Origin of the sequence: Paenibacillus turicensis (assembly GCF_050461185.1) — a bacterium.
Lineage (GTDB): Bacteria > Bacillota > Bacilli > Paenibacillales > Paenibacillaceae > Fontibacillus > Fontibacillus turicensis_A.
Genome location: NZ_JBCMOR010000009.1, coordinates 157,216 through 174,920, shown reverse-complemented (window position 1 = coordinate 174,920; position 17,705 = coordinate 157,216). Strand labels below are relative to the sequence as shown.

Annotated in this window: 10 protein-coding genes; 2 read left to right on the top strand and 8 right to left on the bottom strand. The window is 40.3% G+C overall.

Annotated features, from left to right (window positions below; translation table 11 throughout):
• Positions 1-69 precede the first annotated feature (69 nt).
• The 7 genes from ABE099_RS15135 to uvrB all read right to left on the bottom strand — a co-directional run bounded on the left by ABE099_RS15135 (position 70) and on the right by uvrB (position 14,255).
• Positions 70-765, bottom strand: a complete 696-nt coding sequence (locus ABE099_RS15135) for a heptaprenylglyceryl phosphate synthase (RefSeq protein WP_430031964.1) — start codon at positions 763-765, stop codon at positions 70-72.
• A gap of 156 nt (positions 766-921) precedes the next feature.
• Positions 922-1,815 (bottom strand): UTP--glucose-1-phosphate uridylyltransferase GalU, encoded by an 894-nt coding sequence (gene galU / locus ABE099_RS15130; protein WP_430031963.1) that lies wholly within the window; start codon positions 1,813-1,815, stop codon positions 922-924.
• A gap of 267 nt (positions 1,816-2,082) precedes the next feature.
• Positions 2,083-2,256, bottom strand: coding sequence for a hypothetical protein (locus ABE099_RS15125; RefSeq protein ID WP_430031962.1), 174 nt, complete (start codon positions 2,254-2,256; stop codon positions 2,083-2,085).
• A 404-nt stretch (positions 2,257-2,660) separates the two neighbouring features.
• Positions 2,661-6,083, bottom strand: coding sequence for an SNF2 helicase associated domain-containing protein (locus ABE099_RS15120; protein WP_430031961.1), 3,423 nt, complete (start codon positions 6,081-6,083; stop codon positions 2,661-2,663).
• A gap of 21 nt (positions 6,084-6,104) precedes the next feature.
• Positions 6,105-8,612 (bottom strand): DUF3656 domain-containing U32 family peptidase, encoded by a 2,508-nt coding sequence (locus ABE099_RS15115; RefSeq protein ID WP_430031960.1) that lies wholly within the window; start codon positions 8,610-8,612, stop codon positions 6,105-6,107.
• A gap of 756 nt (positions 8,613-9,368) precedes the next feature.
• Entirely contained in the window at positions 9,369-12,242 is a 2,874-nt protein-coding gene (uvrA, locus tag ABE099_RS15110; protein WP_430031959.1) for an excinuclease ABC subunit UvrA, read from the bottom strand.
• 18 nt (positions 12,243-12,260) lie between these two features.
• The gene (uvrB, locus tag ABE099_RS15105) at positions 12,261-14,255 is read right to left on the bottom strand and encodes an excinuclease ABC subunit UvrB (RefSeq protein ID WP_430031958.1); all 1,995 of its coding nucleotides are present in this window, start codon (positions 14,253-14,255) and stop codon (positions 12,261-12,263) included.
• Between the two features lie 203 nt (positions 14,256-14,458).
• On the opposite strand from uvrB, the gene ABE099_RS15100 reads away from it, so the two are divergent.
• Positions 14,459-15,250, top strand: a complete 792-nt coding sequence (locus ABE099_RS15100; RefSeq protein WP_430031957.1) for a flagellar motor protein — start codon at positions 14,459-14,461, stop codon at positions 15,248-15,250.
• Positions 15,247-16,083 carry a flagellar motor protein MotB gene (locus tag ABE099_RS15095; protein WP_430031956.1) on the top strand — a complete coding sequence of 279 codons (837 nt, stop codon included), beginning with the start codon at positions 15,247-15,249 and terminating at the stop codon, positions 16,081-16,083. Before ABE099_RS15100 ends, ABE099_RS15095 begins: the two co-directional genes overlap by 4 nt.
• Before the next feature lie 139 nt (positions 16,084-16,222).
• On the opposite strand, the gene ABE099_RS15090 is transcribed toward ABE099_RS15095, so the two are convergent.
• A complete protein-coding gene (locus tag ABE099_RS15090; RefSeq protein ID WP_430031955.1) occupies positions 16,223-17,638 on the bottom strand; it encodes a PDZ domain-containing protein in 1,416 nt (471 codons plus the stop codon).
• Positions 17,639-17,705 lie beyond the last annotated feature (67 nt).

Genomic DNA, 17,705 nt, shown 5'->3' with positions numbered 1-17,705 from the left:
GCTGCTCCTTTTTCAGAAAAATTACTTCACTACTTTGTCTATCCTATTTATTGCTATTGCTATTGTTATTTATTTGGTATTTTTCACTGCTTCAACAGTAGAGATAGCGGCATCTAAATTATTATAAATAATGTTACCTACCACTACAGTATCGCAAAATGCAGCGACTTGCTGAGCCTGAAGCGCATTTGTAATCCCACCACCATAAAACAATTGAGTTTCATCGAGGGTTCTTTTTACATCTGCAACGATGTCTAAATCTCCAAAACGGCCACTATATTCTAAATACACAATAGGCATATGGAGTAACCGCTCTGCTACTTGGGCATATGCACACACCTCAGAGGAGTGAAGTAACGTCTTAGCCTCACTTACCTTAGCAGCAGTACAATCATTATTCAAAACAATATAACCTTCCGAGATAATTTTGTCCCAAGGAATCATAAAGCCAAATTGCTCAACCCCGTTCACATGTTGACCAATGAGCCACGTTGTTGATGCTGTGTTCAATACCATTGGAACCATGTAAAGGTCGAATCCAGGAACAATTGATTCCAGATTGGACACCTCAAGTGCACATGGCAAATCATATTTGCGAAGTCGATTCAATAAATCTTCGGTATTTTCATACGTTACTCCACTTGATCCCCCGACCATGATCGCATCTGTACCTGACAGGCATACGGTGTCTAGCGCCAACGCATCAATATATTTATCAGGATCAAGTTTAAAAACATGACGCCAATTCGCAACGATTTGCTTCACTACTGCACCTCTTCAACTTAAAAACGGGACCAATCACCCGCCCCGTTCCGCCGTAAATAATATCATTTTTCATCTTATTCTAGTCTAATTTACCCTCGTCACACTGTCAATGTTCGCATAGGAGGGGAACACTCTTAATATGAGGTAATAGCAACGCTAATTGCAAGGTTTATTTCCGATTTCGTCAAGCAGTTGCTTCATATAAGAATACAAACCAGCCTGTAGTGCTGGATTTTGCAAACCAAAATGAATGGTCGTCTTAATAAACCCAAGCTTATCTCCTACATCAAAACGATTACCCTCAAATTGATAAGCCATCACTCGTTGCTCCTTGCTCAATTTAAAAATAGCATCTGTCAGTTGAATTTCTCCATTTATGCCTGCCTGCTGTCCCTCTAAAATATTAAAGATTTGTGGTGTTAAAATATATCTACCCATGATTGCTAAGTTAGAAGGAGACTGAGACATTTCAGGTTTCTCAACCATTTGCTGAACTAAATGGAGTCGCTCAGATAAATTTTCCCCTGCCACAATACCATAGCGGTCTACCTCTTCCCAAGGCACCTCTTGCACACCAACGATGGACGCAGGTTGCTCTTGCTTTGTAAAAACATCAATCATTTGCTTTAGGCAAGGAACTTCCGATTGTATAATATCATCCCCTAGTAACACAGCAAAGGGCTCGTCCCCAATAAATTTGCGGGCACACCATATTGCATGTCCTAAGCCTTGTGGTTGCTTTTGTCTAATATAATGAATATCTGCTAATGTAGTTGATTTATTAACTTCCTCTAACAAATCCCATTTTTCATGTTCTGTTAAGTTTTGCTCAAGCTGATAGGAATGGTCAAAGTGATCCTCTATGGAACGTTTCCCTTTTCCTGTCACAATAATGATATCTTCAATTCCCGAAGCTACAGCTTCTTCCACAATATATTGAATCGTTGGTTTATCAACGATGGGTAACATTTCTTTTGGCATTGCTTTGGTTGCTGGCAAAAATCGTGTACCTAACCCTGCAGCAGGAATAATTGCTTTACGAATGTTCATCAAAGAGTACCCTCCAAAGTTGTTTGCAAATATATAAGAAAGGATTTACATGATTTCTTTAGTATGTGCGTATCTTAGCCATTATAGCATAAGCATTTTAAACTTTACCCTATATTACAACTTCCATTAATAAGAAAAGGCCATCTTCATCTCTGCAACCAACACAGTGATAAAGATAGCCTATATAAAATAAAATTTTATATTGAAATTGAAAATGAATAACATGATCTTAGAATCAATTTTTTGAGTAGTTTATGTTAGCGTAAATTAAAAGATCCAGAGCTTACGTAAAAATGATTTTTCAGACTCGATGGATTCCGCCTTTCTTGCTCCCGGTTCTGGTGTGTGCAGAAAACGCTCTGTGCAATATTCCAGCTTGTAGTACTCTTCGTGTCCCTCGATCTCTAAATTTTGATGAACACGTGACACCAATGATTCCATTTCGAGGAAACCTTCCAACATGATAGACACTCCCCTAAAACCATTTTTGGTTACGCTTACATTATAGCATATAAACAATATTTTTTAAAGTGATAAATAATAGTTATATGTGTAATAAAAGAAAAATTAGTCTCAACATAGAAATCAGTACTAGACAATTTCATGCGGGAAGAGGCTACAGTACAGAGAGTGGCTTCAACCGCTGTTAAGGTCTCATTTCTTTTAAATATGTATGAAAATAGTTAGAAATGTGACCTTAAAGGCGGCCGCTCTCGCTTCTCCACCATCTCTCTGTCCCTCCGCTATGTTTGCTTATTGTCTAGTACTTATTTTAAGGTTGCACCAAAAATTAATTTTTAAAATTTATCGCAAACATAAAGTTGCTCCAATAAAATAAAGCCTACTTAGATCATAAGTAGACTTCGGACATCCTCTTCAGTTATCGTTGTCATCGTACTGAAAGAATTCATAGAGTCTCTAGAATTCATGGAATCAATGAAATCAGTAGAATCCATCAAGCCCATAATATCAATAGATTCAGATGATTCGACAGACTCAGCAGAGACAACCTCATTCATCAATGTACGCTTGCGCTCTTGTAATGCTAATATTTTCTCCTCAATCGTTCCTTTTGTAACTAGACGAATCACTTGCACGACCTGTTTCTGTCCCATGCGATGTGCACGTCCAGCCGCTTGCTCCTCCACGGCAGGGTTCCACCATAAATCGTATAGGATTACCGTATCTGCCCCTGTAAGATTTAGGCCTGTTCCTCCAGCCTTCAGAGAAATTAGAAATATCGAACGTTCTCCTTCATTAAAACGGTGACACAAGGAAATACGCTCCTTGGAAGGTGTGGACCCATCTAAATAAAAGTGTTCTATTTCTTGCTGCACTAGCGTTTTTGCTATAATCTGGAGCATCGATGTGAACTGTGAAAATATAAGTATTCGTTTTCCGCTAGCACAAGCCTCTTCTACAAGTTCAAGTAGCTGTTCTAGCTTAGATGAGCCACCCTTATAATCATCAATAAACAACGACGGATGACAACAGATTTGTCGTAATCTCGTAATCCCTGCTAAAATTTTTATACGGTGCGCTTGAAAGCCACCTTGCCTCAAATCACTTGTTGTTTCCGCTTGAAGCTTAGCAAGATAAGCTTGGTACAGCCGCTTTTGTTCTGTATATAATTCGGTATGCATCGTAGAATCAATGCGATCTGGCAACTCCTGCAACACATCCCTTTTTAAGCGGCGCAATATAAATGGAGTTACTCTTTTGCTAATCTTTTCAGAACTGAGATCTAAAAACCGTCTTCGACTTCCTAGCAATGCTGGGAATACGATATGAAAAATGGACCACATATCCTCAAGCTTATTTTCAATCGGTGTCCCTGTTAAAGCAAATGAACAATTCGCTGTCAGTTTACGAAGCGCTTGTGCCGTTTGCGAGCTTGCATTTTTTATCGCCTGTGCCTCATCTAAAATAAGACAATCCAGTTGAATCCCTTCATATAACTCAATATCAAGACGTAAAGTATGATAGGTTGTAATCCATACCGAAGCGGTTCCATCATGTTTAATGATGGCTTCACGGTGTGCTTTCTCTCCTACGATTACCTCAACAGGAACATGTGGTGAAAATTTCCCAAATTCCTCTGCCCAATTATAAATTAGTGATGCGGGTGCAACAATCAGCGTCTTCTGAGCTGTGTTTTGGGCTGTGTTACCAACACTGTGCTCCATACGTGACACGACAAATGCAATGCTTTGTAATGTTTTACCAAGTCCCATATCATCCGCCAAAATGCCACCTAGACCATATTTGCCCAACACACTCATAAAGCGAAATCCTCGCACTTGATAGTCCCGCAATGGATAGGTGATTGATGCTGGTGGCTCTAGGTCAAGGGTATCTGGATTGTAAAGCTGATGTAACATATTTTGTAAGGCATCTCCATAGGTGATAAAGGCGCTAGCGTCCTCATCTGGCTTAAATTCCTGCTGGAAAATAGAAGACATTGCAATGTTTATGGAGCTACTTTGTGCTTGTTTTACACTTTCTTTACTTACACCAAGCTGATTGTACGTTTCTTGGAAGCTTTGGAACTCTGGTGACTCCAGTGATAAAAAGGCACCTTCAGGTAAGCGATAATATTTTTTCTTTTCAAGTATCGACAACACAATTTGATGTCGTTCTTCCTCTGTTAACGCTTCGCATTCAAAGCTAACCTCCAACCAATCGTGATGATTGCTTTGGTCTATTTTAAGCTTAGGTGGATGGATAGGCTTATAATACATTCGTTTTACGGCGGGTGTAGTATACACCTCTATGAATTCATGACTGTCTCGAAGCTGTGGGATAAATTGAAACAATATCTCATATATATGCTCATCCCGTATTGCAATGAATTCACCAGCTTCAGCTATAAAAGAGGAGGCGTGAAAGAGATCTTTAATTGTTGTCTCTGCTTCCATGTCACGTATAATAATGACGCCATCGTTCGACTCCCGCTGATCTGATGACAGCCAAGGATCTATGCAGTACTCACCATAATGAAATTCAAGCTTCCCCTGTAATCCATTCACATCCTGATCTAAAAAAAGCTTAGCAATCAGTTTTTGTGATGTGATCTGCTCACGCACCGCAGACTGAATATTACATTCACATAACTGCTCAAGCTGAGGAATGACGTAAGACATAAATGCTTCAATTTGTTCATTTGGAATAACTAGCTCTTCATTTTGCTTGTCAATCAATAGCTGGTATAATTCATAAACTAATTTCATTTGCTCAGGAGACAAAACACTAATCCCCTCATCAGAGATAACACATTGGTATAGGGTTAATAGCTGACAACGATCAAAGTGATGACAACACAGTGTATATTTATTTTCGATCTCATTGTATGAAAGCACAAAGGAAACGTGCAGCTTGGTGTCCCCTACTGCAAAAGGAATGATGTTTCCTTCTAGCGTTTCTATTACAGCATGCACATTTGACTCATTTAGTTGGCGAGCTAAATCGTTCCAGGCTAGTGGAGAAATGACAAGCTGGCGTTGATTTCTCTTTTTCAAATAAGAACGAGAGCGTCCTGCGGAACGATCCTGAACGTCATCATAAATGACTTCACTTTGATAACATCTTAGGCACAAAGTCAGTAACTTCAAATCTTCTGGCTCAAAAAGATGAAGGTCCGGCTGATAGCTAAAATTTTTTGTAAATGAGTAGCTTTGGCCAGCCTCCAAGCAAGTTAGAAACTCACCGATATTTTGCACCACATACAGTCGATCCACACCAAGCTTTAGCTCTATGACTAGCTTTGACGTATGACCAAAGGACTGAATTACTTTACAAATAAACATCACCTGTAGCGGTATACGCGCTTGAACAGGATTAATATGGGGATGAAGTGCTGTCTGTTGCTCTTTGGGTTGCTCATTCTTTGATTGAAATAAAGAGATCAGACTGCTTGCGACAATCTGATCCCCTTGATATGAAGTCTGAACATTCCAATTGCTACGTAACGTTGTTTTGCCTTGATATAGCTTATGAATCGTAATTAACACTGCCGCGACATGTTTGCAATAGCCATAATAGGACGCTGCCGCAGGACAGCTACACATCGCTTGGACGCCACCACTTTGCAAAATAGAAGCCTGTACTGTATATACTTTGCTTCCTGTACCTGCAACTGTCCCTTCAAATCGTCCTTGTCCATGGTGCGTTAAGGCAGTGACACGTCCCTCTTGCACATACTTTTCCCCACGTAGATATGAAGTTTTCCCACACCATGCCTTCATTTCATTTACAGTAAAAGGGACCATAATTTAAACGTATGCACTCCTTTATTTGATAAGCTGTCCACGTGTAACGCCAAGCTGGTTCGTTGCCTTTAATTTCTTCCATACTTGTGTCCCGCTGATTTCGCCACGCATCGCTTTACTATATAAGTCAATAACCTCATGCACCTGCTCTGGAGTTTCCTCTAAAAATTCAATGCGGTAATTACCCACACCTAGCTCCATAAAGTTTTTCAAATACTCTGCTCCTGATTGCTCAATCGCATTATAAACGGTATTACGACAGCCCTCATCCACTCGAACTGGATGTGACATCCCGATGCGATCCTGTAAGGAAACGGAATGCTCCTCACAAGGTCTACCGCAGTTAGTGAAGTCTGTGCCTTCGCTTAAAAAAGTACAATATACACAATGTTCAGTATGGAACATCGGCAAATGCTGATGAATGACAACCTCCATCGCATCCGTCTGACTTTGCCCTAATAAATCCACCATTTGTTGAATATTAAGGTCATAGGATGGCGTTACGATGTCACAACCACTATCCAAAAATAACTCCACCGTTTTGTGATTGGCAATATTTAATGAAAAATCACCGATAATTTGTGGATGGAATTCATCTGGTTTTTCCTGACGATGACGCAGATAAAAATACAACGCTCCCGTATTACGGACTAATACTGCATCAGGCTTCAGTCGTAAAATATTGTTATGGTAACCATTTTCACCTGGCATATGGATACGTGGAGTTACTAACGCAATCTTTTTGCCAGCAGAGCGCACTGCTTCGACAGCAGCAGGGAATTGTTTAATAAATTCAAAATCAGCATATATAAACTCAATTCCTGCCTCTAATGCTGCTTCTACCTGTGGTAAGCTACGACACAATGCCGTAAGTCTTGCTTCTCCATATGAAACCTTCTTTTGTGTTACAGCAGGTGAGGCTAAAGGATTAGCATCTGCATGTCGAACATATACCGGAGGTTTAGGTCTTTCCCCTTCTAACAGCTCAACGGCACGTCTACGAATACTATTTAGCTCACGCATTGGCACGATGACATCACCAAGCAGGTCAACCTCTAGCTTTTCAAGCTGGAATATCGTCCCACCCAGACGCCCAAATTGATCCTCCAATAACGCCGCATCCATCGGACGTTTCTGGGCAATATCAAGCTCAAGCTCAGAATTAACCTGAACCGTCACATTTTTTTCTACGTCTGTCCATGATGTCTCTAGTAATCCACCTGCACGGCCAGTCACTTTCACATGCACAGGGAAGACACGATAAGGCTTGTCCGTCTCATACGTCTGACGAAGACGTTTATCAAGGGCAGGATCATTCGTTTTCCATATCCGATCACCTACATGAACCTTTCTTAAATCGATATCGTTACGTCCTGGGACAATATCTACAATCCATTGCTCAGCAGCTTCGCCCTCTAGCTTCACACCTTTACGGCGTAGATCGTAAATACGACCCCCTTCTTCTTTTTGCGTTGGATCGCCAGCATCAAAAACAATACCATCTCCACGCTTCACGGGGGCTTCTAGCTTACAAACCACGCCGTCACGCAAAATTTTCTCTACGACACCAAGATAGACACCACGGCTCTTAGGGAATGTCCCTTCGACAAGCTTTTTGTTATTTGTGCCATCTAAAAAGCCATGGGTAAAACCACGAGAAAAGCTTTGCTGTAGCTCACGAATTTCTTCTCGAGAAGGTCTTTCACGATTTCCATCAAAATATAAATCAATTGCCTTACGATATTTACTAACGACGTTAGCTACATATTCAGGACTCTTAAGTCTACCTTCAATTTTAAAGGACATAACCCCCGCTTCAATAAGCTCAGGCATAATATCGATCGCCGCAAGGTCTTTAGGAGATAATAAATAGGCAACATCCCCCATCGGCTTTTGCATGCCATCCACCATAAGATCATAAGGAAGACGACAAGCTTGTGCACATTCCCCACGGTTGGCAGAACGCCCGCCCCACATTTCAGATGTCAAGCATTGACCAGAGTAGGACACACATAATGCGCCATGGACAAACACTTCCATTGGCAGCTTCGCCTGTTCGCCAATTTTCTGAATTTGTTTCAGGTTATTTTCACGTCCAAGCACAACCCGTTCCATTCCCCAAGGCTTTGTAAACTCCACTGCCTCTGGTGAAGTAATGGTCATTTGCGTAGAGCCATGGATCGGAAAGTCAGGAGAAATTTCACGAATCATTTTGACAAGACCTAAGTCCTGTACAATTACAGCATCTACGCCTGCATCAATACATATATCAATCAAATGTTTAGCGTCAGCTAACTCATCTTCAAATACTAAAATATTAAAGGTCAAAAAACCTTTCACCCCATAGCTATGTAAATAGCTCATAACCTCAGGTAAATCGTCCATTCTAAAATTGTTCGCACGCGCACGTGCATTAAACTTTTCTACTCCAAAAAAAATGGCATCTGCACCATTTGCCACAGCCGCCTTCATACAATCCCAATCACCTGCTGGGGCTAACAACTCCACATCTTGTCTACGTAATTCCATAGATCCTCCCTTACCTTTATAAAAAAATTGTGGCTATTTAGAAATTATTGCTTGACAACAATAGGAGTCCGATAGCTACGCTCCAGAGCGTTCTTGCGATTGTTGTTAAATAGCAGTCAAGCACTAATTTTAAGATTGAGCCGAAACTTTAATATTTATATATACAAAATTTATATAAACAACAGACATTAATATAAATGACAGCATATTAGTTTTAACTTACTAAGTGTATCAGACATTATGTTTAGACTCTAGTGCTATAATTTGTTTGGGATGTAAATTTTAATTAGTGGTTGACAATGTTGGGGATGGAAGCTACGAGACAGAGGGTTCTTCCGATCGTTGTTAAAACCAGATTCCTTTTATTTATAATAGGTTAATGTTGGAATCTGATTTTAAGAGACGAACGTTTCACTTCTCCAGAATCCCCCTGTCCCTCCGCTACTCGAAGTTGATTGTCAACCACTAATTAAACAATTCCGCCCCCAATATGGTGGGGCTGATTATTTAAAAGCATAAGAACAATTTCTTTTATTGTTCTTTCTTAAGGGCGGATGTTACTTTTCTACTAACCATTGACCTCCGCTAGTTGGAGTGATTGCCAACCACTAATTAAATAATCTTGCCCCCAAGGTTGTGGGGCTCATTATTTTTATAAAGATCATAGACCCATAAAATAACCTACCATAAAAAGTTATGATAGGTTATTTCGTAATGCTATATAAACTTACTTACAAATCTTACAAATCTAAAAGCTTAAATCACTTGTGCACTTTCCATTTCTTCTAGCTGTGCAGTACGTTTTTTGTCTCGCTCCAAAACAGGGCCAAGGTAACGTCCAGTGTAGGAGGTATCTACCTTGACGATTTGTTCAGGTGTACCTGTTGCGATGATGGTTCCACCGCCACTTCCGCCTTCTGGGCCTAAATCGATGACGTAGTCAGCAGTTTTGATGACATCGAGGTTATGCTCGATGACGAGTACAGTTTCACCTGAATCTACAAGTCGGTGTAACACTTTAAGCAAACGATCAATGTCATGCACATGTAGTCCTGTTGTTGGCTCATCGAGAATATAAATCGTTTTGCCTGTGCTACGGCGGTACAATTCTGAGGCAAGCTTCACACGTTGTGCTTCCCCACCTGATAAGGTTGTAGCAGGTTGTCCTAATTTGATATAGCCTAAACCAACGTCTAGCAACGTTTCAAGCTTACGATGAATTTTAGGAATGTTTTTGAAAAACTCCACTGCATCTTCAACGTTCATTTCTAAAACATCTGCAATATTTTTGTTTTTATATTTAACTTCAAGTGTTTCACGATTGTACCGTTTGCCTCCGCAAACCTCACAAGGCACATATACGTCTGGCAAAAAGTGCATCTCAATTTTGAGTATACCGTCACCACGACAAGCCTCACATCGACCACCCTTGATGTTAAAGCTGAAGCGACCTTTTTTATAGCCACGGATTTTTGCCTCATTGCTTTGTGAGAACAAATCACGAATATCATCAAATACACCTGTATACGTAGCTGGGTTAGAACGAGGTGTGCGTCCGATTGGAGATTGATCGATATCAACGACCTTCTCTACATGCTCAAGTCCCTTCATTTCACGATATTGACCAGGACGTACCTTCGCTTTGTTCAAATCTCTCGCTAATGTTTTATACAATATTTCATTCACTAAGGTAGATTTACCTGAACCGGATACTCCTGTCACAGCCGTAAATACGCCTATCGGGAATTTTACATTAATATTTTTAAGATTATTTTCCTTTGCACCCTTCACTTCGATCCAGCGCTCATCTGTAGCACGACGTTGATCAGTAACAGGAATAAATTTACGACCACTTAAATATTGTCCTGTTAAAGAATTGGCATCTGCCATGACCTCTTGCGGTGTACCTTGGGAAACAACATTACCACCATGAATCCCTGCACCTGGCCCAATATCAATAATATAGTCAGAAGCAAGCATCGTATCTTCATCATGTTCTACGACAATTAAAGTGTTCCCGATATCACGCATATGTGCCAACGTATCGATTAATCGATCATTATCACGTTGATGTAGCCCAATACTTGGCTCGTCCAAAATGTACAAGACGCCCATTAAGCTAGATCCAATTTGTGTAGCAAGGCGAATCCGCTGTGCTTCCCCACCAGAGAGTGTGCCTGCTGCACGACTCATCGTTAAATAGTTCAAGCCAACATTAACGAGGAAGCCGAGACGGCTATTAATTTCTTTTAAAATCATATGAGCAATGGCTTGTTCCTTTTCAGTGATGTCCAGTTCATTAAAGAACTGCAACGCTTCACCGATCGATAGGGAGGTAACATAAGCAATATTTTTTTCTTGAATGGTTACAGCTAAAATTTCTTTTTTCAAGCGATGACCTTTACATGTGCCACATGGCTTAGAGCTCATAAATTGCTCAATAAACTCCTTGATTCCATCGGAAGCCGTTTCACGGTATCTACGCTCTAAATTCGGAATGATCCCTTCAAAAGGAATGTGTGCTTCTCTTGAGCCACCAAAGTCACTTTCAAAGCGGAAATGAACTTTCACATCCCCTGTACCATGTAAAATTTTGTCCATTTGCTCTTTAGTTAATTGAGAGACTGGGACATCGGTAGGAATATCAAAATGCTGACACACTGCCTTCAAAAACTGAGGATAATAGTTGGACGTACTGCCTGCCCATGCTGCAAATGCCCCGTCATTGATGCTTTTCTCTTGATCAGGAACTAGCAAATCAGGGTCTATAATCATTTTCAGACCAAGCCCATCACATTCAGGACAAGCACCAAATGGGCTATTAAAGGAGAACATACGCGGAGATAGCTCATCCATACTAAATCCACAGGTCGGACAAGCGTGCTTAGCACTAAATCGCAGCTCTTCTTGACCAATAATATCAATTAAAATTTGCCCCTCAGACATGCGCAATGCCGTTTCAATCGAATCAGCTAGCCGAGTCCGCACATCTTCTTTTACGATAATACGGTCAACAATGACTTCAATAGAGTGCTTTTTGTTTTTATCTAATTGAATGCTTTCAGATAAGTCACGTTGTTCGCCATCTACACGCACACGAACAAATCCTTGCTTAGAAATTTCATGGAACAAGCTTTTGTGCTCACCTTTTTTGCCCGAAATGACTGGAGCTAATATTTGCAATCTAGTCTTCTCAGGATAAGACATGATGCGATCAACCATCTGTTGTACCGTTTGAGCCGAAATTTCGATACCATGCTCAGGACAATGAGGGTGACCAATCCGAGCAAATAACAACCGCAAATAGTCATATATTTCAGTGACAGTCCCTACTGTTGAACGTGGGTTACGACTTGTTGTTTTCTGATCAATCGAAATAGCAGGAGATAAACCTTCGATGGAGTCAACGTCGGGCTTTTCCATTTGTCCTAAAAATTGACGTGCATACGCAGACAACGATTCGACATAACGGCGTTGACCTTCCGCATAAATCGTATCAAACGCTAGTGATGATTTTCCTGAGCCACTAAGCCCCGTTAAAACTACAAATTTGTCGCGTGGAATCGTGATGTCGATATTTTTTAAGTTGTTTGCTCTTGCACCTTTAATAATAATGTTGTCAATTGCCACAAATGTTCATCCCCTTCATTATTCCGCCTTCAGCTCTAAGATTGCATCACGCAGCTCAGCTGCACGTTCAAACTGAAGGTTTTTAGCCGCTTCTTTCATCTCTACCTCTAATCGCCCAATCATCGCTTGACGATCACGCTTAGACATTTTAGCCGTAGTTGCACCTGCAATATAATCAGATTTGCTTTCAGCCACTTTTGTTGCCTCAATGACATCACGAATCTTTTTACGAATCGTTTGCGGTGTAATCCCATGTTTTTCATTATAAGCAATTTGAATTGTACGACGCCGCTCTGTTTCTTTAATTGCTTTCTCCATTGAGTCCGTAATATGATCCCCATACATCACTACACGGCCATCTGAATTACGAGCCGCACGTCCAATCGTTTGAATTAAGGATCGCTCTGAACGAAGGAAACCTTCTTTATCGGCATCTAAGATAGCAACTAAAGATACCTCTGGTAAATCCAATCCTTCTCTTAGCAAGTTAATTCCGATTAGAACATGGAACGTACCTAGACGTAAATCACGTAAAATACTCATCCGCTCCAATGTTTTTATATCCGAGTGCAAATAACGTACTTTAATACCCACTTCTTTTAAATAATCTGTCAAATCTTCTGACATTTTTTTCGTTAAGGTTGTAACGAGTACACGCTCATCACGCTCAATCCGCGCTCTAATCTCCGTAATAAGATCATCAATTTGCCCTTTAGTTGGTCTCACTTCAATGATCGGATCTAGCAAACCAGTTGGTCGAATAATCTGTTGCACCATCGTATTGCAGTGCTCTAGCTCATACGGTCCTGGTGTTGCTGAGACGTAAATAAGCTGATCTGCCTTCTCTTCGAATTCCTCAAAGCGAAGCGGACGGTTATCCAGCGCCGATGGCAAACGGAAACCATGATCCACCAACACATTTTTGCGTGCCTGGTCCCCATTATACATCGCACGAATCTGTGGTAAGGTTACATGGGATTCATCAATCACAATTAACATATCATCAGGAAAATAATCCATCAGTGTATATGGTGTTGCTCCACGCTCACGGAACGTTAATGGCCCTGAGTAGTTTTCAACCCCCGAGCAAAATCCAACTTCCTTCATCATTTCAATATCGTATCTTGTACGCTGCTCTAAACGCTGAGCCTCAAGTAGTTTACCTTGACTACGGAACACTTCAAGTCGTTCCTCTAATTCACGTTCTATATTAACTAGCGCACGCCGCATCGTTTCCTCTTGGGTCACAAAGTGAGACGCAGGGAAAATCGCAACATGATCTCTTTCGCCAATAATTTCGCCTGTTAACACATCAATTTCTGTAATTCGTTCAATTTCATCACCAAAAAACTCAACTCTGATCGCTTGCTCTCCTTTTGACGCGGGGAAAATCTCGATAATATCCCCTCGTACTCGGAATGTGCCGCGCACAAAATTGAGATCATTACGTTGATATTGAATATCAACTAATCGCCCTAAAATTGAATTTCTTGGACGATCCATCCCCACACGTAAAGATAACACTAAATTACGATATTCCATCGGAGATCCTAAGCCATAAATACAAGACACACTCGCCACGATAATGACATCTCTTCGTTCAAATAGAGAGCTTGTCGCGGAGTGTCTTAGTTTATCAATCTCTTCATTTACACTAGAATCCTTCTCAATATAGGTATCTGATGAAGGGATATACGCCTCTGGCTGATAATAATCGTAATAACTAACAAAATAATCTACAGAGTTGTTTGGAAAAAACTCTTTAAATTCGCTGGCAAGCTGTGCTGCCAATGTTTTGTTATGTGCAATCACCAAAGTAGGTCTACCTAAACGTGCAATCGTATTTGCAATGGTAAACGTCTTTCCCGTCCCCGTCGCACCAAGCAACGTCTGATGCTTTTGTCCAGACAACACACCATTTACAAGTTCATCTACAGCCGCTGGTTGGTCCCCTTGTAGCTTATATTCAGACACTAATTCAAATTTATTATCGCTAAAGACAATATCACTCATTGTCCAACATCACCCTATCGTCTAAAATAAAATAATGAGCTTGCTACTTGTATCTCTTGTATAACAGTTATCGGCAAAAAAACCGATATTTATTTAAAGAATGTCATTTATAAAATCAAATAAGAATGCTTGTTCCCATTGATTATACCCTTTTCATCTATTAGATGCAATCGGTAAGTATTAGAATAGGAGTTGTATTATAGATGGATATATCCACATTAATTGGGATAATTATTGGCTTTGCCGCCTTGGTTGGTGGCTTTTTATGGGACGGTGGACAAATTAGTGGTTTAATGCAGATCACTGCTGCTGTTATCGTCTTTGGTGGTACGATTGCTGCAATTATTATTAGTTTCCCTACGAACAGATTAAAGTTAATTCCACATGCAATTAAAATCGCCTTTACTTCACCAAAAGAGGATATTCACGAAATCATTGATGAAATCTCAGCCATGAGTTCTGTGGCGCGGCGTGAAGGCGTGCTTGCACTAGAAAAGCGAACACTAAATAGCAAACATCAATTTTTAAGTGAAGGTATTCAGCTTGTTGTGGATGGAACGGAGCAAGGTGTACTCAAACAAATTTTAGAATATGAAATGGACGCAACTGAAAAAAAATATGAAAGCTACGCAAAAATTTTCGAAGCAGCTGGTGGGTACGCACCCACAATGGGAATCATCGGAACGGTAATGGGGTTGATTCATGTATTAGTAAGCTTAAAGGACCCTGCTGCCTTAGGCTCATCGATTGCTTTAGCTTTTACAGCTACACTGTATGGTGTAGCGAGCGCCAACTTGATCTTTTTACCTATTGCCTCAAAAATTAAAACACGTGGGGAAGACAAGCTTAATGAAATGGAAATGATTGTTGAAGGTGTCCTTTCGATTCAAAATGGTGAACATCCTTTATTAGTACGTCGTAAGGTGGAATCATTTGTCATTAATGATATAAAAACTAGCTACCCATCCTCTATGTCTGAGGAGAAGGACATATGAGTAGAACACCAAGACGACGTAAAAGGATTTCTAGTACCAACCATGAACGATGGTTGCTTACTTATGCTGATATGATTACGTTGCTTCTCATTTTTTTTGTAGTGATGTTTGCAATGAGTAGACTGGATGTTGAAAAATACCAAGCGATTACCCAATCTTTGCAATCTTCCTTCAAAAGTGGCAATTCCATTTTAGATGGAGGGTCAGGATTATTGGATGGCGGGAATTCAATGTCTGGCAATGCCTCTGGTGAAGGCAAAGGAGATAAAGGCAAGGGAGAAAATAATAGTACGGGTAACATAGAAAAAGAAGAAGATAAAGATAAAAACCAACCGCTCACAGCTCGTGAAATTGCTTTTAGAAAGCAAGAGGAAGAACTAAGTAATCTCATGAATATGATTGAGCAATACATTAAGGAAAATAAGTTAGAGGATCAAATCTCCGTAAATGATTTACCCAAAGGAATTTCGATTACACTAAACGATCGTTTTTTGTTTGATATCGGACAAGCCAACCTTAAGTCTGATTCTACAGAAACGTTAAAACGATTAGCAAGCCTGTTCAAGCAATTGCGAACGATGATTAGCATTGAAGGTCATACCGATAACCTACCGATTACAAGCAAATCAAAATATGCGGATAACTGGGAGCTGTCTGGCGCACGTGCTTTATCTGTATTACGTTACTTTATTGATAAAGAGGGCTTGAATCCTGAGGGCTTCCAATATGCAGGATATGCTGACACACGTCCAGCAGGAGACAATAACACTTCAGCAGGCAGACAAAAAAATAGACGCGTAGAAATCACGGTACTTAGACAACTCCAGCAATAAGAATAGCAAATTTGAATATTTAGCAAATGTATAATTGTGTCATGTCCCATTAAAAAAGAACTATTACATGTCCTAGTGGTCAAGGGGAACCGAGTATGTTTCCACCACTCCTAGCAACGTGTAATAGTTCTTTTAGTTATTACGATTGTATCGTCTTATTTGCTTGGTCTGACTGTGGCCAGTCTTCACGAAGGTTATCCCTTTGCTCATGTGCCTGACTTTGATTTTCGCTTTGACTCTGAGTCTGGCTATGGCTTTGATTTGTATATTGGCTTGGGAGTGCTCTTCGTTTTCCTGTTAACCCCCGCTTAGCATTTAGCATCTGCCAAAAACTAAGTGAAAGGCTCTTGTTCGTTAAAGCTTCCTGTGAGGTTTCATCAGGCACTAATATCATACCTAGCTGATGGTGATCGCCATCATAAATGGCACGCTGCAAAAATTTACTTTCACCACTATAATTTAAAACCTCTAGCTTACAAAATGCAGGATTAACACGTATCGCAGCATGTAAATCCTCTTGGTTATTTAGCCTCATACTATTAATTTTCAACAAGGTTTCCCCTGGTAAAATGCCTAGCTGATCTGCAGGGCTATCAGGCTGTACCGCAAGTATTTTCAAGCCCCTTTGGGGATGCAGGAAAAGCGGAGATTGCTGACGTTCCTCAGATTTCCCATACCACACCAACCATTCTAATAATCCAATCCCCAGAATCGATGTGAACACAATAAATGGACTCCACCATAATGAAATAAAGCTAAACGCAATCACAATAAGCCCATAGATAAACACACGACGCGAAACTAATTTCACTTTATGTGACGGCAATGAACTCATGACAATTTGGGTAAATCCAATCATGACGGGTAACCCCATAAGCATATATCCAGTTCCTCCTGAACCCTCTATGAAAAAAGGTGTCCACGGTAATCCCATCCCATCTGAAGTGGCTGGAACGATTAGCAACAACGGCATTACCCAATAAAGGTGCATTTGATAGCCACCGACTTGACGGCCACGTTTACCTTCGATATATATAGGCCCAGCTAACTTAGCTGATTGCCATTTGATCAGAAACGCCTCTACTACATACAGCAAACCTGCAAGGCAAAATAAAGCTGGGATGTTTATATCTAAAATAATGCTTTGTATATGATAGATGATGGCTTGTCCTTCATTAACGGGTGTAAGCTGAAATACAAATTGTAAGATTGCTAGTATCGCTACGGAATAAATTAAAGATACAAACCGAATCGAAAATAACATTAAAACAAACGAAATGATCCATACATAATAAATAGCTTCGATCGATAAGTTAACACCAACAAACATAAATACGATAGAAACGGCTAGTCCACCTAGTAAACCACCAAGTAAGTTACGCCCAGTCAACACACCAAGTCCTTGTAAACGCGTATGGAACATTTTACGTTCTACTACAATTTGTCTACGATACATTAGCACGATTAAAAGTACGCAAATATAAAAAAATGGATTTAGGAGCAGTTCTCCTAATGCACCACCTATATGACTTAATGTATTTAACCATATATTCAAAAGGGAATCTCCTCCTTATCTGTGTTTAGATGATTGAAAAAAGAAGGCTGCAATGCAGCCCTCTTTT